Annotated in this window: 23 protein-coding genes; 10 read left to right on the forward strand and 13 right to left on the reverse strand. The window is 66.2% G+C overall.

Features of this window, described 5'->3' with window-relative positions; genetic code table 11:
* Nucleotides 1-4: 4 nt before the first annotated feature.
* Nucleotides 5-607 (forward strand): glutathione S-transferase, encoded by a 603-nt coding sequence (locus ACFJGT_RS16665; protein ID WP_377839687.1) that lies wholly within the window; start codon nt 5-7, stop codon nt 605-607.
* Nucleotides 608-773: 166 nt separating this feature from the next.
* Here the strand turns inward: ACFJGT_RS16665 and ACFJGT_RS16670 are convergent, their stop codons facing one another.
* Nucleotides 774-1,424 (reverse strand): outer membrane protein, encoded by a 651-nt coding sequence (locus tag ACFJGT_RS16670; protein ID WP_377839690.1) that lies wholly within the window; start codon nt 1,422-1,424, stop codon nt 774-776.
* A gap of 376 nt (nt 1,425-1,800) precedes the next feature.
* Here ACFJGT_RS16670 and ACFJGT_RS16675 point away from each other — a divergent pair, with 376 nt between their 5' ends.
* The gene (locus ACFJGT_RS16675; RefSeq protein WP_377839693.1) at nt 1,801-2,616 is read left to right on the forward strand and encodes a glycosyltransferase family 2 protein; all 816 of its coding nucleotides are present in this window, start codon (nt 1,801-1,803) and stop codon (nt 2,614-2,616) included.
* Complete coding sequence (locus ACFJGT_RS16680; RefSeq protein ID WP_377839695.1) at nt 2,609-3,355, forward strand: SDR family oxidoreductase; 747 nt, start codon at nt 2,609-2,611, stop codon at nt 3,353-3,355. Before ACFJGT_RS16675 ends, ACFJGT_RS16680 begins: the two co-directional genes overlap by 8 nt.
* A 3-nt stretch (nt 3,356-3,358) precedes the next feature.
* On the opposite strand, the gene ACFJGT_RS16685 is transcribed toward ACFJGT_RS16680, so the two are convergent.
* The 8 genes from ACFJGT_RS16685 to ACFJGT_RS16720 all read right to left on the reverse strand — a co-directional run bounded on the left by ACFJGT_RS16685 (nt 3,359) and on the right by ACFJGT_RS16720 (nt 9,693).
* Complete coding sequence (locus ACFJGT_RS16685; protein ID WP_377839697.1) at nt 3,359-3,988, reverse strand: 2-hydroxychromene-2-carboxylate isomerase; 630 nt, start codon at nt 3,986-3,988, stop codon at nt 3,359-3,361.
* A gap of 135 nt (nt 3,989-4,123) precedes the next feature.
* Entirely contained in the window at nt 4,124-4,408 is a 285-nt protein-coding gene (locus ACFJGT_RS16690; protein WP_377839699.1) for a hypothetical protein, read from the reverse strand.
* A 135-nt stretch (nt 4,409-4,543) separates the two neighbouring features.
* Nucleotides 4,544-5,308: a peptidoglycan editing factor PgeF gene (pgeF, locus tag ACFJGT_RS16695; RefSeq protein WP_377839703.1), complete on the reverse strand. Its 765-nt coding sequence runs from the start codon at nt 5,306-5,308 to the stop codon at nt 4,544-4,546.
* Nucleotides 5,309-5,413: 105 nt separating this feature from the next.
* Complete coding sequence (locus ACFJGT_RS16700) at nt 5,414-6,505, reverse strand: class I SAM-dependent methyltransferase (protein ID WP_377839705.1); 1,092 nt, start codon at nt 6,503-6,505, stop codon at nt 5,414-5,416.
* Nucleotides 6,502-7,356: a prolipoprotein diacylglyceryl transferase gene (gene lgt / locus ACFJGT_RS16705; protein WP_377839708.1), complete on the reverse strand. Its 855-nt coding sequence runs from the start codon at nt 7,354-7,356 to the stop codon at nt 6,502-6,504. The genes ACFJGT_RS16700 and lgt overlap by 4 nt, the downstream gene beginning before the upstream one ends.
* Before the next feature lie 85 nt (nt 7,357-7,441).
* Nucleotides 7,442-8,461: an NADP-dependent oxidoreductase gene (locus ACFJGT_RS16710; protein WP_377839711.1), complete on the reverse strand. Its 1,020-nt coding sequence runs from the start codon at nt 8,459-8,461 to the stop codon at nt 7,442-7,444.
* 144 nt (nt 8,462-8,605) lie between these two features.
* Nucleotides 8,606-9,178 (reverse strand): chloramphenicol phosphotransferase CPT family protein, encoded by a 573-nt coding sequence (locus ACFJGT_RS16715; protein WP_377839714.1) that lies wholly within the window; start codon nt 9,176-9,178, stop codon nt 8,606-8,608.
* Complete coding sequence (locus tag ACFJGT_RS16720; RefSeq protein ID WP_377839717.1) at nt 9,175-9,693, reverse strand: MarR family winged helix-turn-helix transcriptional regulator; 519 nt, start codon at nt 9,691-9,693, stop codon at nt 9,175-9,177. The genes ACFJGT_RS16715 and ACFJGT_RS16720 overlap by 4 nt, the downstream gene beginning before the upstream one ends.
* Nucleotides 9,694-9,814: 121 nt before the next feature.
* Here ACFJGT_RS16720 and ACFJGT_RS16725 point away from each other — a divergent pair, with 121 nt between their 5' ends.
* Entirely contained in the window at nt 9,815-10,168 is a 354-nt protein-coding gene (locus tag ACFJGT_RS16725) for a cupin domain-containing protein (RefSeq protein ID WP_377839721.1), read from the forward strand.
* 137 nt (nt 10,169-10,305) lie between these two features.
* On the opposite strand, the gene ACFJGT_RS16730 is transcribed toward ACFJGT_RS16725, so the two are convergent.
* The 3 genes from ACFJGT_RS16730 to ACFJGT_RS16740 all read right to left on the reverse strand — a co-directional run bounded on the left by ACFJGT_RS16730 (nt 10,306) and on the right by ACFJGT_RS16740 (nt 11,257).
* A complete protein-coding gene (locus ACFJGT_RS16730) occupies nt 10,306-10,566 on the reverse strand; it encodes a hypothetical protein (RefSeq protein ID WP_377839725.1) in 261 nt (86 codons plus the stop codon).
* A gap of 41 nt (nt 10,567-10,607) precedes the next feature.
* On the reverse strand, nt 10,608-10,910 hold the full coding sequence (rpsU, locus tag ACFJGT_RS16735) for a 30S ribosomal protein S21 (RefSeq protein ID WP_377839728.1): 303 nt from the start codon (nt 10,908-10,910) through the stop codon (nt 10,608-10,610).
* Nucleotides 10,911-11,047: 137 nt separating this feature from the next.
* Nucleotides 11,048-11,257: a cold-shock protein gene (locus tag ACFJGT_RS16740; RefSeq protein WP_293806237.1), complete on the reverse strand. Its 210-nt coding sequence runs from the start codon at nt 11,255-11,257 to the stop codon at nt 11,048-11,050.
* A gap of 388 nt (nt 11,258-11,645) precedes the next feature.
* Here ACFJGT_RS16740 and uvrC point away from each other — a divergent pair, with 388 nt between their 5' ends.
* The 5 genes from uvrC (at nt 11,646) to ACFJGT_RS16765 (ending at nt 16,356) form a co-directional block, all read left to right on the forward strand.
* Nucleotides 11,646-13,763 carry an excinuclease ABC subunit UvrC gene (gene uvrC / locus ACFJGT_RS16745; RefSeq protein ID WP_377839735.1) on the forward strand — a complete coding sequence of 706 codons (2,118 nt, stop codon included), beginning with the start codon at nt 11,646-11,648 and terminating at the stop codon, nt 13,761-13,763.
* 180 nt (nt 13,764-13,943) lie between these two features.
* On the forward strand, nt 13,944-14,555 hold the full coding sequence (gene pgsA / locus ACFJGT_RS16750) for a CDP-diacylglycerol--glycerol-3-phosphate 3-phosphatidyltransferase (RefSeq protein WP_377839738.1): 612 nt from the start codon (nt 13,944-13,946) through the stop codon (nt 14,553-14,555).
* Complete coding sequence (gene moaD, locus ACFJGT_RS16755; RefSeq protein WP_377839741.1) at nt 14,552-14,845, forward strand: molybdopterin converting factor subunit 1; 294 nt, start codon at nt 14,552-14,554, stop codon at nt 14,843-14,845. The genes pgsA and moaD overlap by 4 nt, the downstream gene beginning before the upstream one ends.
* Nucleotides 14,846-14,849: 4 nt before the next feature.
* Entirely contained in the window at nt 14,850-15,317 is a 468-nt protein-coding gene (locus ACFJGT_RS16760) for a molybdenum cofactor biosynthesis protein MoaE (protein WP_377839743.1), read from the forward strand.
* The gene (locus ACFJGT_RS16765) at nt 15,286-16,356 is read left to right on the forward strand and encodes a DUF1176 domain-containing protein (protein ID WP_377839747.1); all 1,071 of its coding nucleotides are present in this window, start codon (nt 15,286-15,288) and stop codon (nt 16,354-16,356) included. The genes ACFJGT_RS16760 and ACFJGT_RS16765 overlap by 32 nt, the downstream gene beginning before the upstream one ends.
* A 149-nt stretch (nt 16,357-16,505) precedes the next feature.
* On the opposite strand, the gene ACFJGT_RS16770 is transcribed toward ACFJGT_RS16765, so the two are convergent.
* The gene (locus ACFJGT_RS16770) at nt 16,506-17,393 is read right to left on the reverse strand and encodes a branched-chain amino acid aminotransferase (RefSeq protein WP_377839750.1); all 888 of its coding nucleotides are present in this window, start codon (nt 17,391-17,393) and stop codon (nt 16,506-16,508) included.
* A 182-nt stretch (nt 17,394-17,575) separates the two neighbouring features.
* Here ACFJGT_RS16770 and ACFJGT_RS16775 point away from each other — a divergent pair, with 182 nt between their 5' ends.
* The gene (locus ACFJGT_RS16775) at nt 17,576-18,079 is read left to right on the forward strand and encodes a MarR family winged helix-turn-helix transcriptional regulator (protein ID WP_377839754.1); all 504 of its coding nucleotides are present in this window, start codon (nt 17,576-17,578) and stop codon (nt 18,077-18,079) included.
* Nucleotides 18,080-18,149: the final 70 nt, after the last annotated feature.

The following is an 18,149-nucleotide window of genomic DNA, read 5'->3' on the forward strand; positions in this document are numbered from 1 at the left end:
GCCGATGCTCGTCCTGCGCTCCTCCCCCGCCTCCCCGTTCGGCCGCAAGGTCAAGATGGCTGCCATCGAACTCGGGCTGATGGACCGGATCGAGATCGTCCCGGCCGACACGAACGATCCGGCGGAGGCTTTGCGCCAGCAGAACCCGCTCGGCAAGATCCCGACGCTGGTGCTGGAGGACGGCACGACGCTGTTCGATTCCCGCGTCATCGTCGACTATCTCGACCATCTCAGCGGCGGAAAGCTCATCCCGGCCGGCGAAGCGCGCTTCGCCCAGCTGCGGTTGCAGGCTTTGGCCGATGGCATCTGCGATGCGGCGCTGCTCAAGGTCTATGAAGGGCGCTTCCGCCCGGAGAAAGGCCGCAACGCCAACTGGGTCGCGCATCAGGACGGCAAGGTCGCGCGCGGCCTGCAAGCACTCGAAGTCCTGCCGCCCACCTTCGCGGACCGCCCCCGTATCGGCGAAATCGCATTCGCCTGCGCACTGGGCTATCTCGACCTGCGCTTCGAAGGAACGTGGCGCGCGAATCACCCCAAGCTCGTCGCCTGGCTCGACGATTTCGCCGCCCGCGTTCCCGCCTTCGAGGCGACCCGCTTCAAGGGCTGACCCGAGCAGCGCGCTTCACGCTGCGATCAGTCGCAACCATTCCGAAGCCGGCGGCCCTGGTCGCCGGCTTTTTTCGCGCCTGATTCTGTGGAAGCGCCGGCATCCAGGCAACAAAAAACCCGGTGGCCGAGGCCACCGGGTCCGTTCTGTCTCCGGAGGGAGAGGATCAGAACTTGTAGCTGAGGCGGGCGCGGACGACCGAGAAGTCGGTGCCAACCTTGGTGCCGGCGCCAGCGATGTTCTTCTCGCCGAGGTCGACGTAGAGGTACTCGACGCCAGCGATGATGTTGTTGGTGACGGCGTACTCGAGACCGGCGCCGACGGCGAAGCCGCCGGTGTGGCTGCGATCCGAGGAGAAGCCGATCGCCGGGATCGAGGACTTCACGTTGCCATAGGCCCAACCACCGGTGATGTAGGGCATGAACCGGTCGAAGGCGACACCGGCGCGAGCACGGACCGTGCCGAAGTAGTCGGTCTTGACGTTCAGCAGGCCGAGGTTGTTGCCGGAGCTGAGGTCAGCGAACTGCAGGTCAGCTTCGAGGCCGAGAACGAACTGGCCCATCTGGTAGTTGTAGCCGATCTGGCCGCCACCGACGAAGCCGTCGAGATCGCCGACATTGGCGAAGCCGTTGGCGTTCACGTTGCCCCAGCCGTAGCCGGCGTTACCACCGACATAGAAACCGGTCCAGGAGAACGCCGGCGGCATGTAGACGGGAGCCGCAACCGGGCCCTTGCGCGACGGCAGGTCGGCAGCGGAGGCGGCGCCAGCGGCGACGAGGCCGAGCGCGGCAACGCTCGCAAGCAGATACTTCTTCATGACAAACTCCTTAGTCGTCGCTGACGCCGGAAAACCCGGCGGTTGATTTCGATGGATCCCTTATAAGACGGGGAGCCGGCTTTGTCTGTTGCATCGGAAGCACATCTGCCTTGCAGACCGCGGCAGAAATGCGGCACGAATGCGATAACTGAGCGCAAATAGGTAAAACCAAGTTAACCAACCAGCGACTAGCCCGTATGGTAAATCGAATACTAACATAAGCTCGATTAGCCACCGGTCTGGGCACATGGTCCGGCCTACAAACGCGGCGGCTTTCCCAAGGTTCCACGCGCGCGCGTCGCTTTTTCAGCCTGTCTTGCCGCTCCGGCCTGCACATGCTTAAGCCTTCAGGCAACAGGAACCACCGAAGAAGACCGTGCCGCCTCTCTCGATTTTCATCATCGCCCAGAACGAAGCGGACCGGATTGGCCGCACGATCGAAGCGGCGAAAGCACTGAGCGACGACATCGTGGTCGTCGATTCCGGCTCGACCGACGGCACCCAGGCGTTGGCGGAAGCACTGGGTGCGCGCGTGATCGTCAACGCCTGGCCGGGTTACGGCCGGCAGAAACGCTTCGCCGAGGAGCAATGCCGCCATGACTGGCTGCTGAATCTCGACGCTGACGAGGTCGTCCCCCCTGATCTTGCCGCGGAGATCACTGCGCTCTTCGCTGGCGGCTTGCCCTCGAAGGACGCCTACAAGCTGCGAATCGCCGAGATCTTTCCGGGAGAAGGCGCGCCGCACCGATTCGCCTATGCGCTCGCGCCCGTGCGCCTCTATCGCAAGAGCAAGGGCCGCTATTCGGCCTCCCCGGTGCATGACCGTGTCGATCTCGCGCCGGATGCCCGCGTCGGGCGCCTGCGCGGGACGGTGCACCATTTCTCCGTCCGCTCCCTCGGCGAGCAGATGGACAAGCTCAACGCCTATAGCGATGCGCAGGCCGACGACCTCGACGCACGCGGCGGCACTCTCTCGGTCTTCCGGCTCGTCGCCGAATTTCCCGCCAATTTCCTGAAAGCCTATATCGGGCGCCGCCACGCGCTGCGCGGCATCTACGGCTTTATGACCGCGATGAATTACGCTTTCTATCGTTATCTGCGCGTCGCCAAGCATTGGGAGCGCCGCCTGCAACGGCGCGCCTGGACCGAGGCCGCTCCGCCCCCCGCGAATCGCGATGGCCGCGATGGCTGAGGTCGCTCTGGTCACGGGCGGCGCCCGCCGAATCGGTCGCGCCATCGTCGAAAAGCTTGGCGAAGCCGGCTATGCGGTCGCGATCCATCACGGCGGCAGCCTCGAGGATGCCGAAGCCCTGGCGCGGAAACTCGAAGCGGCCGGCGCAAGAACCTGCGTGCTTGGTGCCGATCTTGTCGACCCCGCGGAGGTCGCGACCTTGATTCCGGCGGCGGAAGCGGCACTCGGCCCGGTCACGCTCCTGGTCAACAACGCCGCGAGCTTCATCGCGGACGATGTCCGTTCGCTCGACATCGCGACCTGGAACCGCCAGTTCTCGATCAACCTGCGCGCGCCCTCCCAGCTGGTCGGGATCATGGCGGAACGCCTGCCCGCCGATGCCAAGGGCGCCGTGGTCAACATCGTCGACCAGCGCGTCTGGAAGCTGACGCCGCAATATTACTCCTACACCTTGACCAAGGCCGCCTTGCTCACCGCGACCCAAACGCTGGCGCAGGCGCTTGCCCCGCGCATCCGCGTCAACGCCGTCGGGCCCGGCCCAACCTTCCCGAACGCCTATGACGGCGCTGACCGGCTGGAGCAGGAAGCCGCGGGCACCCTGCTCGGCCACCGGGTCGTGCCGGACGAGATCGCAGAAGCCGTGCTTTATCTGGCGCGCGCCAGTTCTGTGACCGGTCAGATGATCGCCGTCGATGCCGGCCAGCACCTCGGCTGGCGCACGCCCGACATCGTCGGCTGATCGTCAGACCGCGCCTTCGGCGCGATAGGGCCCACGGCCGCTGGCAAGCGCCGCGTCCAGCAGGTCGAGCCGATCCTGCCCCCAGAACACCTCGCCATCGAGCACATAGCTCGGCGCCCCGAAGACGCCGGCCTTCACGGCCTCGCCAAGCGCCTCCTCATAGCGGAGCCGGGCCGAAGAACCTTCGGCCGCATCCATCAACGCGGCCCCGTCGAGGCCCGCTCGTGCCGCGCAGGCCAGCAGCGCCTCCGGCCGGCTCATGTCCTCGTCGCGTGCCCACAAGCCGGCCATCACGTCGCTGATGAAGGCGAAGGGGTCGCCGCCCCGGGCCAGGATCGCGATCGTCATGCGATCGGCAAGCGACGGATCGAAAGGAAAGTGCTTCGGCTGCAGCACGAGCGCCAGGCCGCGTGCCGCCCGCCAACGTTGGAGATCGAGCAGCCGGTAACGCTGCCTCACCGGGTGGCGCTTCGGCAGCGGCAGGCCGCCCGTCTCGTCGAAGACCGAGCGCAACGGCATCGGCCGGTAGTCGATCCCGCAGCCGTGGCGGCGGGCGATCTCGTGAAAGGCCGCATTGCCGAGATAGGTCCAGGGCGAATGCAGCGAGAAGTAATAGGTGATCGAACGGGACAAGGCTGCCTCTCGGGCTTTTTCTGACATCGCCAGCATCGCCACCGCGCGAACCATTGCGCAAGGCTCCGGTCGTGCATCCCGCACAACCCGGCCCCGCAGGGGCCGGGTCTTCAGGCCACCATGCAGAAAGCTGGCTCAGGCCGCCTTGTTCTTCAGCGCACCGATGATCGCAGTCAGGACTGCCCCGCCGGCGCCGCCCGCGATCAGGTTGGTCAGGATGCCGCCGACGCTGAGATTGCCGCCCTGCGCCGCTGCGCTGATCGCCGGCAGCAGGATCGGGATCAATTGCCCGAGCACGCCGCCGCCGACGAGACCGGAGATCGTATTGCCGATCGTCCCGAGATCGAAGCTCGGACTGGCCTTGCCGGCCGCATTGCCACCGATCGCACCGGCGATCAGGTTCATCAGGATCTGTTCCATCTCGGCCCCGCCTCGATGCACCGCCCGAAGGGTATAGGCCTGAGGGAAGCGATGCGTTCCCCCGGTCGGAGGGAACGATGCCCCGGCCGGCACGGTGCGACAAGCCGCCGCGCCACGCCGTCAACCGCAATCTGCTTAGTCGAGCACGATCGCAGCGATCAGGCGGCCGTAATCGGGCTCGCCGCGATGGGTCGTGCGCCGATAGCTGAAGAAGCGCTGCTCGTCGCCATAGGTGCACAAGCCCGTGTCGACGAAGCGGCCGATTCCCGCTTCCTGCGCCTTGAGCCCGATGAAGGCCGGCAGGTCGAACATCGCATGGGCCGCGCGCTCGGACTGCGTGAAAAAGCGCGAATAGGTCCGATTCTCCGCCTTGAAGCGCTCGATGAATTCCGGTCCGACCTCATAGGCCTTGGCGCTGATCGTCGGGCCGAGCACGGCGGTGATGCGCTCGCGCCGGGCACCGAGTTTCTCCATCGCCGTCACCGTTGCGCCGACGATGCCGGTGAAGGCGCCTTTCCAGCCGGAATGGGCGGCGCCGATCACGCGCGCCTCGCCATCGGCGAAGAGAATCGGCCCGCAATCGGCGGTGGAGACGCCGAGCGCGACATGCGAGGCGGTGGTCACCATCGCGTCGGCCTTGGGGCGCTCGCCCGGCCAGGGGCCTGTCACCACTTCCACATCGGCGGAATGAACCTGGTAGAGGCTGATCAGGTTCTCGGGCACGACAGCGAGATGGCGCGCCATCCGCGCCCGGTTCTCGGTGATCGCCGCCGGATCGTCGGAGGAGCCGAGCCCCCCGTTCAACGAAGCGTAGATGCCCTTCGAAGCACCACCCTCACGGGTAAAGAAGGCGTGGCGGATACCGGCTTCTCCGGCGAGTTCGCGGGCGGTGATGAACATGGGCGTCGTCCGACTAGAGCATTTTCGAGCGAAGTGGATACCGGTTCGCGTAAAGAAAATGCGATGAAACAACAGTGGCGCAAGGCGTGAACGGCCCCGCTGAATTCAACCACGTTCTGGCAGCCGATGAAGGTCAAATCCGGGCAGAGTCGGCAGGTTCCGCTGCGATAGCGCGAGAACCTTGAACAATTCCCCCATGCCGGTCTCGCCCGTCGCGATCAAACGGTCGAAGGCGGCGGAAATCGCGGCCCGCTGGGTGGCGTCCGCCTTGAGCGACAGCGCCTGCGCCCGTTGTGGCAGCCCGAGCGCCAGCAGGAAATCGCGCTGCGTCGCCGGCCCGTGCAAGGCTCCCCCCGCCTTCAGCGCCGCCTGCCCCATCCGCTCGAAATCGACATGGACGGTGAGATCCGCCTCCCCGGGTTCCGCGAGCGGATCGACGAACTCATGCCGCCGCATGGCCTGCAGCGTGTCGCCGAAGCCCGAGCGCGCCGAGCCGTAATCGATGAACAACGCCGCCCCGCGCGCCGATGCGAGATGGCCGGCAATCTGCGCGACGCTATCGAGCGCGATGGCGGGTTGCTCGAACACGGAGCCGGCCGGGGCCGCGATGCGCAGCGTCTCTTCGCTGGCCGCAGCAAGGCCGAAAGCGAGATCGCCATCATCGCCAAGCCCGATGAGCCGCTCGCGCCACCCCTCCGGCGTCATGACGAACTGGTCGAGCGGCAGCGCGTCGAGGAACTCGTTGGCGACCGCGATGACCGGACCGTCCAGCGCGCCGCCAACGGTATCGTGCCAGACCGGCTCGAACCCCGCGAGCGCCGCGCCCTGCCGGGCACGCAGCACCGGGCTGGTCTCAACCAGGTGCACCGAGAGAGCCGCGTGGAAACCCGGCACGATCCGCGTCGCCCGCAGCATGTCCGCCATCAGCGTACCGCGGCCGGGGCCGAGCTCAACGAGCCGGAAGCGCGCCGGCGCCCCCATCGCTTGCCAGGCATGGGCCGCCCAGAGCCCGATCAGCTCGCCGAACATCTGGCTGATCTCGGGCGCCGTGGTGAAGTCACCCTCGGCCCCCAAGGGATCGCGCGTCATGTAATAGCCGTGGTGGGGATGACCCAGCGCCAGCGCCATGTAGCGGCCGATGCCGATCGGCCCCTCCTGCCGGATCAAATCGACGATCTCGGCCTTGAGGGTGGTCACGCCCGCGCCTCGCCCGGCCCCTCGCGCCGGCTGCGCAGCACCAGCCACAGGCCGGCGAAGAACACCGGCAGCGAGAGCAGCATGCCCATGGTGATGCCGCCCGAAAGGGCATCGACTGAAGCTCCGAACAGGAAGCCGAGCTGCGGATCGGGCTCGCGGAAGAATTCGCAGACGATGCGTGCGACAGCATAGCCCATGCCGAAGACGCCCGCGACGAAGCCCGGTTTCCTGAAACCGCCGGCTCGCACCAGCAGATTGACCAGCACGAAGAGCAGTAGCCCCTCGGTGAAAGCTTCATAGAGCTGGCTCGGATGGCGCGGCAGCGGCCCGCCATGCGGGAAGACCATGGCGTAGGGAAAGTCGGGCGCCGGCCGGCCCCAGAGCTCGCCATTGATGAAATTGGCGATGCGCCCGAGCAGGAGCCCGATCGGCACCACGGCGGCGGCGAGATCGAACACCGACAGGGCCGGATAGCCGCGCCGCTTCGCGAAGAGCCACAGGCCCAACGTCGCGCCGACCAGCCCGCCATGGAAGGACATGCCGCCCTGCCAGATCGCCAGGATATCCTGCGGGCGTTCGAGATAGCGCGCGAGATCGTAGAACAGCACGAAACCGATGCGCCCGCCGAGCACGACGCCGAAGGCGACGAAGAGCAGCATGTCGTCAAGTTCGACCGGTTGAGGCCGCGCCCGCCCGCCCCACAGCCCGTCCGAGGCGACGAGCCTGCGCGCATACCACCAGCCACCGAGCAGCCCGACGACATAGGCGAGCCCGTACCATTTGATCGAGAGCGGCCCGAGTTGCACCGCGACGGGGTCGATCATCGGGAAGGGAATGGCGAAGACGGGCATGGCGAAGTCCGGTGGCGGGCGCGGCGAGATGGCCGCGCGCCCGCTCAATGGTCAAGGAAAAAGGCTGGCGCGTGGCGCCCCTCGCTCAGAGCTTGACGACCAGCTTCCCGAAATTCCGGCCCTCCAGCAGGCCGATGAAGGCCTCGGGCGCGTTCTCCAGCCCGGTGACGATGTCTTCCTTGTATTTGACCGCACCCTCGGCGATCCAGCGCGCCATTTCCTCGCGGAAGGTCGGCGCTTGCGCGGCAGCGAATTCGCGCTGGATGAAACCGCGGATCGTCAGGCTCTTCGAGAGAACGTCGCGCATCATCCCCGGCAGCCTGTCCGGCCCCGGAAACTGTCCGCTCGCGTTGTATTGCGCGACAAGGCCGCAGACCGGGATGCGCGCGAAGCTGTTGAGCAGCGGGAAGACGGCATCCCAGACATGACCGCCGACATTCTCGAAATAGACGTCGATACCGTTGGGACATGCAGCCGCAAGCTTCGCCGCCATGTCGGGATCGCGATGGTCGATCACCGCGTCGAAGCCGAATGTATCCCGCACGAAGGCGCATTTCTCAGGCCCGCCGGCGATGCCGACCGCCCGCGCGCCCTTGATCCGGGCGATCTGCCCCACTGCCGAGCCGACCGGCCCGCTCGCCGCCGCGACCACGACCGTCTCGCCCGGCTTGGGCTGGCCGATGGTGAGCAGCCCCGCATAGGCGGTGAAGCCGGGCATGCCGAGCACGCCCAGCGCCGTCGTCAGCGGCGCAGCTTTCGGGTCGAGCTTGCGTAGCTGTGCGGCATTGGCCACGGCATGCGACTGCCAGCCGGAATGCGAGAGCACGATGTCGCCGGGCTTGAAGGCCGGATCGCGGCTCTCGATCACCTCGCCGACGGTGCCGCCCTCCATGGGCTGCCCGATCTCGGTTGCTGCGGCATAGGATTTCGCCGCGCTCATCCGGCCGCGCATATAGGGGTCGAGCGAGAGATAGAGGATCTTGAGCAGCACCTGCCCTTCGCCGACGGTAGGGATGGCGGCATGTTCCAGCCGGAAGTTCTGCGGGCTCGGGCGCCCCTCGGGACGGGAGGCGAGAACGATGCGAACGCTGTCGGACTGGGACATGGGTTTCGATCCTCGGGTGATGAATGGCGCAAGCCTATGCCTGTCATATTGGCTTGGCCTGGCGCCTGCGGCAGTCCCCTCGCTCTGCGTTTGAAGGCGGTGTCGACGCACCGGCGACATGGCAGAGGTTTCGGGCGATGGCCCTCAGGCCCGGTCGCGGCGTTCGCGCAGCTGTTCGAAGGCTGTAGGCCGCATCCGCGATTGCCATGCAGCGATGACCGAATCGGCATTGGCGTCGCGATCCTGCATCGCATCCACCTCGATATCGTAGACGCAGTACGAATGGATGCGGTGGAAATCGCGCCGGGCGTCGCCGACCGGCCTGTCGCCACGCTCGCGCTCGCGCCGTTCGAGTTCTTCCAGCGCGCAATGCACGCCGACAAAGAAGACGTCATGGCCGGCGAGCGTGTCCGCGAGCCGCAGCAGCCAGGCCTCGCTTTCCATGATGTGTTCGACGATGAGGGCGTTGCCGGCTTCGACATAGGCCAGCAGCGAGCGCTCGAAGCCGAGGAAGAACGCCTCGCGCATCGCCCGCCAGTCGAATTCCCCGCTCTTGATCCGGGCTGTCGGCAGCATGCCGGAATCGCGCAGGTGGTCGATCGAGATATGCCAGAACGGCGTGTCGATCCGCGCCTGGATGGCGCGTGCCAGAGAGGACTTGCCGCTGCTCGACGCGCCGTTGAGCAGGATGATGCAACCGGGCCTGGCGGGAATCATTCGTCCCGCTCCGATCTTGCTTCACTTTCGAGCGTCGCCAGAAGCTCCCTCAGGAGTTCCGCCAGGGCCGCTCGCTTGGCCGGATCGAGGCTTGCGAGGAACTGGGCCTCGCTGGCCATGTCTGCGCGCAGCGCGTCCTCGGCGCGCTGGAAGCCCAGTTCGGTCAGGACGACGAGCAGGCTGCGCCCATCCCCCGCCGCTTTCTCGCGGCTGATCAGCCCGGCTTTCTCCAGCCGCCCCAGGCGGTGCGTCAGGCCGCCGGAGGTGATCATCAGCGAGCGGTAGAGCGCCGTCGGCGTCAGCCGGTAGGGCGGCCCGCTGCGACGCAAGGTGCTGATGACGTCGAACTCGCCGCGGTCGAGCCCGAACCCCGCGAAGGTTTCCTCGATGCTCGGACGCACGAGATTGGACAGCCGGTAGGCCCGCCCCAGGATCGCGGTCGGCGTCGTATCGAGATCCGGCAATTCGCGGGCCCATTGCGCCCTGACCCGCTCGACATGGTCCATCTTGGTCATCGTCCGCCCCGCCCTTCCAGTCTCCTCTGCCCCAGCGCGGCGCTCGCGCCAAGAGATATCTTGACAAGAAGGTATCTCTTGGGAATTATCTTAGCACAAAGATAATTCGGAGGAGATGATCATGACGACGGCGATCGACAGCCACATCCTGCGCAGCGGCACGAGCCGGACGGCGAAGTTCGAGGGCGGCGACCATGGTTCGCAGGTCTCGTTCTTCCTCGTCGACAACGAGCCGGGCCAGGGGCCGGGCCTGCATGTTCACCCGTATTCGGAAACCTGGGTGATCCGATCAGGCGAGGCGGAATTCACAGTCGGCCGGGAAAAGTTGCGGGCCGGCGCGGGGGCGATCGTGGTCGGCCCAGCCGGAATTCCTCACAAATTCGTCAATATCGGCGCTGGGCGGCTGGGGCTCATCTGCATCCACGCCAACACGGCCATCGTTCAGGATTGGGTCGAGGAAGAAGCCGCAGCCTGACCGCTAACCGGGCGATCGCACCCGACACGTCAGGTTTGGCGCTCATCGGCACGGCGCCGCCTCGAGGGCGCGATGCATGATCGCGTCGGCGAGCAAAGGCAGGGCTACGCACAGCCCGCGTCATCGTCAGCGAAGCTTCACAGAGGCTTCGCGGCCGCCCGGCTCGGGCGTTTCGCGGCCGCCTTGCTGACCGGGGCTGCCGCCTTGGCCGCAGTCTCCTCGGCATCCCTGGCAAGGCGCTGCGCACGCAGCTTTTCGGTCTTGAGGCGGGCCGCGCTGGCCTGATCTTCAACCGCCTGCCAGGCTTCGAGAGCATCTTTCCGACGCTGCTCGGTCGTTTCGAAGGCCGCCTGCGCACGGGCCTTGATCTCGTCCAGCTTCATGTTGCGGCTCGACATGCCAAACTCCTACTCGATTGGCGCAGTTCGGCCGTTACCGCTCAGACGACGGCCGGACGCGGCACTGCGGCTCCGGCGCCGGGGCCGGGGCCGGCCCCAGGACGACCCTTGCCGACGGGCAGTTTACGCTTCGGCGCGGGCAGAAGACCCTCGCGCTGTGCCTGCTTGCGGGCTGCCTTCTTGGCGCGGCGGACGGCCTCGCCCTTTTCGCGCGCACGGCGCTCGGACGGCTTTTCGTACTCGCGACGCTGCTTCATCTCGCGGAACACGCCTTCGCGCTGCAGCTTCTTCTTCAGGACGCGGAGCGCCTGCTCGACATTGTTGTCCCGAACGAGAACTTGCATGGTCATCCTTTCCAGAAAGCACAAAGGGCCGGGCTTGTTGGTCCCGACCCTCCATCAACCGTTGGTGCGAAACATCGTGTCGTGGCGCCGGTACATCCGCGGCCGCCTCAAAGCGTCGTTGCTCCGCTCCCGCGGTGTTACTCGGCCCGCAGGTTGTCGGCCGAGCTCTTGCCCGAGCGCTTGTCCTGAACGATCTCGTAGGAGATCTTCTGGCCGTCGCGCAGATCGCGCAGACCGGCGCGCTCGACAGCGCTGATATGGACGAAAACGTCCTGGCCGCCGTCGTCAGGCTGAATGAAACCGAAACCCTTGGTGGCGTTGAACCACTTAACCGAACCAGAAGCCATAGATGCCTCCCGCAAACATGTTTATCCAAGCCCCATGGAAAACATGCGGCGGCGAATTCGATCAAAGGAAGAAAATCATCAGCGTGTCGCGCTCGAAAGCGACGAATGGCCAAGTCATCGGGCCTAAATCGAAATTAAGAAATACGCCATGACTGCCCCGATGTCAAACCGAGAACGGAGAGACCATCGCCAGACAACGAAAATAGGCGGCATGGCGGGCGAAAAACAACGATGAAAACCGATCGTCGCAATTTGCGGGACATCGGCGTCGTCGCGAGCTACCCAGCTGTCTCGGCACGGTCGAAACGATACCTCTCCTGACATGACGAAGCCGCTCCGGCATCCTACATGGAGCCCGAGAAAACGGAGCCCGAGAGTACGCAAGCGCATGAGTCGCGAACGCCAGGACGATCTGCCCCAGGACGAGTTCGAGGACGAGGAAGACACCCTTCCCGGAGCCGAACCCGCGCTCGCCCCCGCGGAAGCCGCGCCCGGCGCGCTCAAGGCCGGCATCGAAGTCATCCAGCAATTCGCCAAGCACCTGCCGAACCGGCCGGGCGTTTACCGGATGTTCGATCGGGCCGGCGAGGTGCTCTATGTCGGCAAGGCAAAGAGCCTGAAGAACCGCGTGACCTCCTATGCCCGCGGCATGGCGCATACCAACGCCGTCGCCCGGATGATCGCCGAGACGGCGAACATGGAGTTCGTCACCACCGGCACCGAGACCGAGGCGCTGCTGCTCGAATCGAACCTGATCAAGCAGCTCCGCCCGCGCTACAACGTGCTGCTGCGCGACGACAAGTCGTTCCCCTATATCCTGCTGACCGGCGACCACGATGCGCCCGCGATCCTCAAGCATCGCGGCTCGCGCCAGCGCAAGGGCGACTATTTCGGCCCCTTCGCCTCGGTCTGGGCGGTGACGCGCACCATCGACGCGCTGCAGAAGGCCTTCCTGATCCGCACCTGCGCGGATTCCTTCTACGAGAACCGCACCCGCCCCTGCCTGCTCTTCCAGATCAAGCGCTGTGCCGGCCCCTGCACCGGCGAGGTCTCGATCCCCGAATACCAGGCGCTCGCCGACCAGGCCCGCGACTTCCTCTCCGGCCGCTCCTCGGCCGTGAAGCAGCTCCTCTCCGCCCGGATGCAGGTCGCCGCAGAGGAACTCGAATTCGAGAAGGCGGCGCGCTATCGCGACCGTCTCGCCGCGCTCTCGGCGGTGCAGGCCGGGCAGGACATCAACACGCAGGGCGTCGAGGAGGCCGACGTTTTCGCCATCGACGAGCAGGCCGGGCAGTTCTGCGTCGAGATCTTCTTCTTCCGCAATCACCAGAACTGGGGCAACCGCGCCCTCTTCCCGCGCGCCGACCGCTCCCTGACGCCGGCGGAGGTGCTCGCTTCCGTCGTCGCGCAGTTCTACGACGACAAGCCGCCGCCGCGCCTCGTCCTGCTCTCGCATCCGGTCGAGGAGATCGAATTGATCGGCCAGGCGCTCTCGGCGAGGGCCGGCCGCAAGGTCGAGGTCGCCCATCCCAAGCGCGGCGAGCGCGCCGACCTGATGGCCCACGCCGTCAAGAACGCCCGCGAAGCGCTCTCGCGCAAGCTCGCCGACAATGCCGGCCAGAGCGCCCTGCTCGCCGCGCTCGGTGCCGCCTTCGGCATGGAGACCGCGCCGCGCCGGGTCGAGGTCTACGACAACTCCCACATCATGGGCACCAACGCCGTCGGCGGCATGATCGTGGCGGGGTCGGACGGCTTCGTGAAGAACCAGTACCGCACCTTCAACATCTCGACCGACACCATCGCCGGCGACGATTTCGGCATGATGCGCGAGGTGCTGACGCGAAGGTTCGCGAAGCTGGCGAAGGAGGAAGGCATCATCCTCGGCCCTCATCCTGAGGAGGCCGCCGATGCGGCCGTCTCGAAGGATGCTCCAGAAGGCGACGGAGCCGCGACGACCATCCTTCGAGACGTGCCTGAAGGCGCTTCTCAGGATGAGGGCTCGCGTGGGAAAAGCCGAAAAGCGCCAAAGCCGCGCAAGGATGAAGATGGCTTTCCTTCCCGCCCCGACCTCGTCATCGTCGACGGCGGCAAGGGCCAGTTCAGCGCCGCGCTCAAGATCATGAAGGATCTCGGCGCGGCCGATATCCCGCTCGTCGCCATCGCCAAGGGGGAGGATCGCAATGCCATGCGCGAGACCTTCCACATGGAGGGCCGCGAGCCATTCAAGCTGCAGCCGCGCGACCCCGCGCTCTACTTCATCCAGCGCCTGCGCGACGAGGCGCACCGCTTCGCCATCGGCACGCACCGCGCCAAGCGCAAGCGCGAGACGATGAAGAATCCGCTCGACGAGATCCCCGGCATCGGCCCGTCACGCAAGCGGGCGCTGCTGCTGCATTTCGGCACGGTGAAGGCGATCCAGCGCGCCAAGCTCGACGATCTCATGCGCACGCCGGGCGTCAATGCGGCAACCGCGAAAGCCGTGCATGATTTCTTTCACGATGCGTAGAGCATGGCGCGAAAAAGTGGGAACCGGTTTTTCGCAGCAGCAATGCTCCCTTTTGTCGACAGCGAGCCCGTTTTTCGCCTTCGGACGCCTGCGTCCGAAGGCGACGTGGCCGCGAAGTTCTGCCACATTCACGCTGTTGCGTGTTGACGCTGCTGCTGCCGCCTTGCTTTGGTGCATCCCGTGACGATTCTTCCAGACGCCATCAGGCGGCGCGGCCCCTGGTCGCTGCCCAACCTCCTCACTTACGGGCGGATCCTGGCGATCCCGGCCCTGGTGGCGATCCTGTTCTGGCCGCGCGACGACTGGATGCGCTGGCTCGCACTGGGCATCTACACCGTCGCCGCCATCACCGATTATCTCGACGGCTACATCGCCCGCGCTTGGAGCCAGCAATCCGCGATCGGCCGCATGCTCGACCCGATCGCCGACAAGCTGCTCGTCGCCGCCCTGCTGCTGATGCTGGTCTATACCGGCCAGATCGAGGGCTGGACACTCTGGGCCGCGATCGTGATCCTCTGCCGCGAAATCCTGGTCTCGGGCCTGCGCGAGTTCCTGGCCGACCTGAAGGTCAGCGTCCCCGTCAGCAAGGTCGCCAAGTGGAAGACGACGGCGCAGCTCTTCGCGCTCGGCTTCCTCGTCGTCGGCCCGGCCGGCGACAAGGTCCTGCCCGGCAACACCACGATCGGCATCGTCCTGCTCTGGGCCGCCGCCGGCCTGACGATCTATACCGGCTGGGATTATTTCAACGCCGGCATCCGCCATCTCGTCGCGGAAGACGAGCGCGCGCCATGAGCACCGCATCTCCTATGACCGCGGCGGGCACACGCCCGGTCCGTATCGTCTATTTCGCCTGGGTCCGCGAGCGCGTCGGCCTGCCCGAGGAGACGCTCGACATCCCCGCCGAGCTCGGCACCATCGCCGACCTCGTGCGCTGGCTGAAGGCACGCGGCGAGGGCTACGAGGCCGCCTTCGCCGATGAGAAAATCGTGCGGGCCGCGCTCGACCATGTCCACGCCAAGCCGCAGGCGCGGCTAGGCCAAGCCCGCGAGATAGCCTTCTTCCCGCCGATGACCGGCGGCTGAGGCCGTGATCTCCCCCCTCATCCGTATCCAGCGGGAAGATTTCTCGCTCCAGGACGAAATCGATGCGCTGACGGCAGGCCGCGCCGATATCGGCGCCGTCGTCTCCTTCACCGGGCTCTGCCGCGACGAAGCCGGCACGCTCGCGGCGCTCGAGCTCGAGCACTATCCCGGCATGGCCGAGGCCGAGATCGCTCGCGTCGCCGCTGAAGCAACCACACGCTGGCCGCTGTTCGGCCTCGTCGCGATCCATCGTTACGGGCTGGTCAAGCCGGGCGAGCAGATCGTGCTCGTGCTGGCGGCCTCGGCCCATCGCCGCGCCGCCTTCGAGGCCGCCGATTTCATGATGGACTACCTCAAGACCCGCGCCCCGTTCTGGAAACGCGAGCACCGCGCCGACGGCACGCTCGGCGGCTGGATCGAAGCCAAGGCGGATGACGACGATGCGGCGAAACGCTGGGAACAGGCTCCTTGACGGCCTGACGGGTGCCACGCTCGGCACGGGTCTGGCACTGCTGCCCGCGTTCGCCCTTGCCGCCGCGCCGGAGCCGAAGAGCTTTCGCGACTGGATGGCCGGCTGCGACAACATCAAGACCTGTACGGCCCTCTCGCTCCCAGCCGAAGCCGCCGACCCGGTCGCCTATCTGCGCCTCGAACGTCCTGCCGGGCCGGACGGGGCGGCAACCCTCGTGCTCAGGCTGCGCGGCGACTGGAAGACGCCGCCGCGCACGGTCCAGCTCAAGCTCGACGGCGCGGCTTTCCCGTCAAGCGGCAAGCCGCTCCCCGTCACGGCCGATGCCGATCTGGCGACGCTGACCTTCTCGGCCGAGGACATGGCCGCACTGATCGAGGCCGCCCGCAAGGCGACGAAGCTGACCGTCACCGCGCCCGGCCTCACCGGCAGCGTCTCGCTCGCCGGCTCGGTCGCGGCAATGCTCTGGATCGACGAGCAGCAGGGGCGGCTCGGCACGACCACGGCGCTCATCCGCAAGGGCCCGAACACGGCCGTACCGTCCGCAGCGCCCCTTCCGGTGATCGCAGCGGTCCCGGCCCCTCCCATGCTCGACATGAAGGCTGGCAAGCAGCAGGCCGCAAGCCTGCGGGCCGAGCTGAAAAAGAAAGCTCCCGATTCCTGCGAGGACGATGCGGACCTGCTGCAGCAGGATGAAGCCTGGGCGCTCGGGAACAAGCGCATGCTGGTCGCGCTCGCCTGCTCGCGCGGGGCCTACAATCTGTCGTCCTCGTTCTTCATCATGCCGGAGAACGAACCCACCAAGGCGACCCCGCTCGGCTTTGCCGGCGGCGGCAACGATCTGACCAATGCAAGCTTCGATCCACGCACCGGCCATATCGCCTTCTTCGACAAGGGGCGCGGCATCGGCGATTGCGGCGCGACCGGCGGCTATGCCTGGACCGGCACAGCCTTCGTCCAGACGGAGTTCAGCATGATGGGCGAATGTCGCGGCATCGCGTCCGAGGACTGGATCACGCTGTATCGCAGCAAGGGGAAATAAAAGCGTTCCCGCTTCAGGAAACGCGGGTCATCCCGGACAAGCCGCGATAGCGGCGCCGATCCGGGATCCATGCCTGAACCGTTCCGGCATGGATCCCGGGTCTTCACTTCGTTACGCCCGGGATGACGGCGAAGGGCGAGGTGAAATGATCACGCCGCCTTTGACTGCGAGCGCACCGCGGCCGAGTAGTCTTCCATCACCACCTTGCCCATGTTGCCGGTGATGAAGTTGTACGGGCCGATCTCGGAGACCAGCGTCACCTCGGCAGCCGAGCCGGTGATGAAGCACTCGTTGAAGCTCTCCAGCTCCTCCGGCCGGATGCGCCGCTCGACCACCTCGAAGCCGCGCTGGCGGCACAGGTCGATCACCGACTGGCGGGTGATGCCGTTCAGGAAGCGATCGGCCAGCGGGGTGTGGATGACGCCATCCTTGATGAAGAAGATGTTGGCGCCGGTGCATTCGGCGACATTGCCTTCCCAGTCGAGCATCATCGCATCGGCATAGCCGGCGCGCTCGGCCTTGTGCTTGGACAGCGAGCAGATCATGTAGAGGCCCGCCGCCTTGGCATGAACCGGCGCGCAGGCCGGGTCCGGCCGGCGGTAATCGGCGACGTCGAGACGGATGCCCTTCAGCTTCGCAGCCATGTCGAACATGCTCGGCCATTCCCACACGGCGATCGCGGTGTGGATCGTGTTGTTCATGCCGGAAACCGCCATCATCTCCGAGCCGCGCCAGGCGACCGGGCGCAGATAGGCGTCCTTCAGGCCGTTCTCCTTCAGGCAGAGATACTTGGCGGCGTCGAGCTCGGCGACCGAATAGGGGATCGTGAAATCCATGATCTCGGCCGACTTGTGGAAGCGCTGCGAATGCTCGGTACTCTTGTAGATCACGCCGTCATAGGAGCGCTCGCCCTCGAAGATGCACGAGCCATAGTGCAGTCCATGGGTCAGTACGTGAATCTTGGCGTCCTTCCACGGCACGAGCTTGCCGTCGAACCAGATGACGCCATCGCGCTGGTCGAAAGGAATGACTGACATGGACCTTCTCCTGGGTGCTTGTTTCCGGAACTCGGGCACAGCCGTTTTCGGAACGCAAGCGCGGGTCTAAAGCTGCGTTGCAGCGGCACGCTTTGAAATAATCGTTCGCTCAACGCCCTTGACCGGTAATCTTGCGTCTGAGATATGTCAATAAGGCTGACCCAAATTTTTGGACGCGCGTTTTGGCCCCATCCCCTTCCGACGCTGACGACCTGCCGCTCAGGCCCTCCTCCGAGGCGGTGCCGCACGACCTGATCGAATTGCTCTTCTTCGCCTATCGCGACTTCGTCGGCGACCCCGACCGCATCCTCGCCGATTACGGTTTCGGCCGGGCGCATCACCGCGTGCTGCATTTCGTCCAGCGCCGGCCGGGCCTGACCATCGCCGAACTGCTCGACATCCTCCAGATCACCAAGCAGAGCCTGAACCGCGTGCTCAAGGAGCTGGTCGAGAAGGGCTATATCGAGCAGCGCACCGGCCGGCAGGACAAGCGCCAGCGCCATCTCCACACCACGCCCTCGGGCCAGGACCTGGCGCTGCGCCTCGTCCGCCTCCAGGCGAAGCGCATCAACCGCGCGCTCGAAGGCGCCAACCCCGAGACCGCGGCCATCGCCGCGCGCTATCTCGCCGCCCTGATCGATCCCGGCGAGCGGCCGAAGGTGGAGCGCCTTCTCGACAAGCCATAGGCTCTCTTAGCGGCGACCGGCTCGGCGCGTTATGCTATGGGAGCCCAGCACCGCGGCGCGCCGGCCTCAG

This window comes from Allobosea sp. UC22_33 (genome assembly GCF_042700715.1).
Lineage (GTDB): Bacteria > Pseudomonadota > Alphaproteobacteria > Rhizobiales > Beijerinckiaceae > Allobosea.

Bases quoted from the DNA above. Each gene is read 5' to 3' on its own strand.
- ACFJGT_RS16740 (WP_293806237.1), bottom strand. From the start codon at position 11,257: ATGGCTTCTGGTTCGGTTAAGTGGTTCAACGCCACCAAGGGTTTCGGT.
- ACFJGT_RS16765 (WP_377839747.1), top strand. From the start codon at position 15,286: ATGCGGCGAAACGCTGGGAACAGGCTCCTTGACGGCCTGACGGGTGCC.
- ACFJGT_RS16730 (WP_377839725.1), bottom strand. From the start codon at position 10,566: ATGTCGAGCCGCAACATGAAGCTGGACGAGATCAAGGCCCGTGCGCAG.
- ACFJGT_RS16690 (WP_377839699.1), bottom strand. From the start codon at position 4,408: ATGGAACAGATCCTGATGAACCTGATCGCCGGTGCGATCGGTGGCAAT.
- ACFJGT_RS16665 (WP_377839687.1), top strand. From the start codon at position 5: ATGCTCGTCCTGCGCTCCTCCCCCGCCTCCCCGTTCGGCCGCAAGGTC.
- ACFJGT_RS16670 (WP_377839690.1), bottom strand. From the start codon at position 1,424: ATGAAGAAGTATCTGCTTGCGAGCGTTGCCGCGCTCGGCCTCGTCGCC.
- ACFJGT_RS16770 (WP_377839750.1), bottom strand. From the start codon at position 17,393: ATGTCAGTCATTCCTTTCGACCAGCGCGATGGCGTCATCTGGTTCGAC.
- ACFJGT_RS16725 (WP_377839721.1), top strand. From the start codon at position 9,815: ATGACGACGGCGATCGACAGCCACATCCTGCGCAGCGGCACGAGCCGG.
- ACFJGT_RS16710 (WP_377839711.1), bottom strand. From the start codon at position 8,461: ATGTCCCAGTCCGACAGCGTTCGCATCGTTCTCGCCTCCCGTCCCGAG.
- moaD (WP_377839741.1), top strand. From the start codon at position 14,552: ATGAGCACCGCATCTCCTATGACCGCGGCGGGCACACGCCCGGTCCGT.
- rpsU (WP_377839728.1), bottom strand. From the start codon at position 10,910: ATGCAAGTTCTCGTTCGGGACAACAATGTCGAGCAGGCGCTCCGCGTC.
- ACFJGT_RS16720 (WP_377839717.1), bottom strand. From the start codon at position 9,693: ATGACCAAGATGGACCATGTCGAGCGGGTCAGGGCGCAATGGGCCCGC.
- pgeF (WP_377839703.1), bottom strand. From the start codon at position 5,308: ATGTTCATCACCGCCCGCGAACTCGCCGGAGAAGCCGGTATCCGCCAC.
- ACFJGT_RS16680 (WP_377839695.1), top strand. From the start codon at position 2,609: ATGGCTGAGGTCGCTCTGGTCACGGGCGGCGCCCGCCGAATCGGTCGC.
- lgt (WP_377839708.1), bottom strand. From the start codon at position 7,356: ATGCCCGTCTTCGCCATTCCCTTCCCGATGATCGACCCCGTCGCGGTG.
- uvrC (WP_377839735.1), top strand. From the start codon at position 11,646: ATGAGTCGCGAACGCCAGGACGATCTGCCCCAGGACGAGTTCGAGGAC.
- ACFJGT_RS16715 (WP_377839714.1), bottom strand. From the start codon at position 9,178: ATGATTCCCGCCAGGCCCGGTTGCATCATCCTGCTCAACGGCGCGTCG.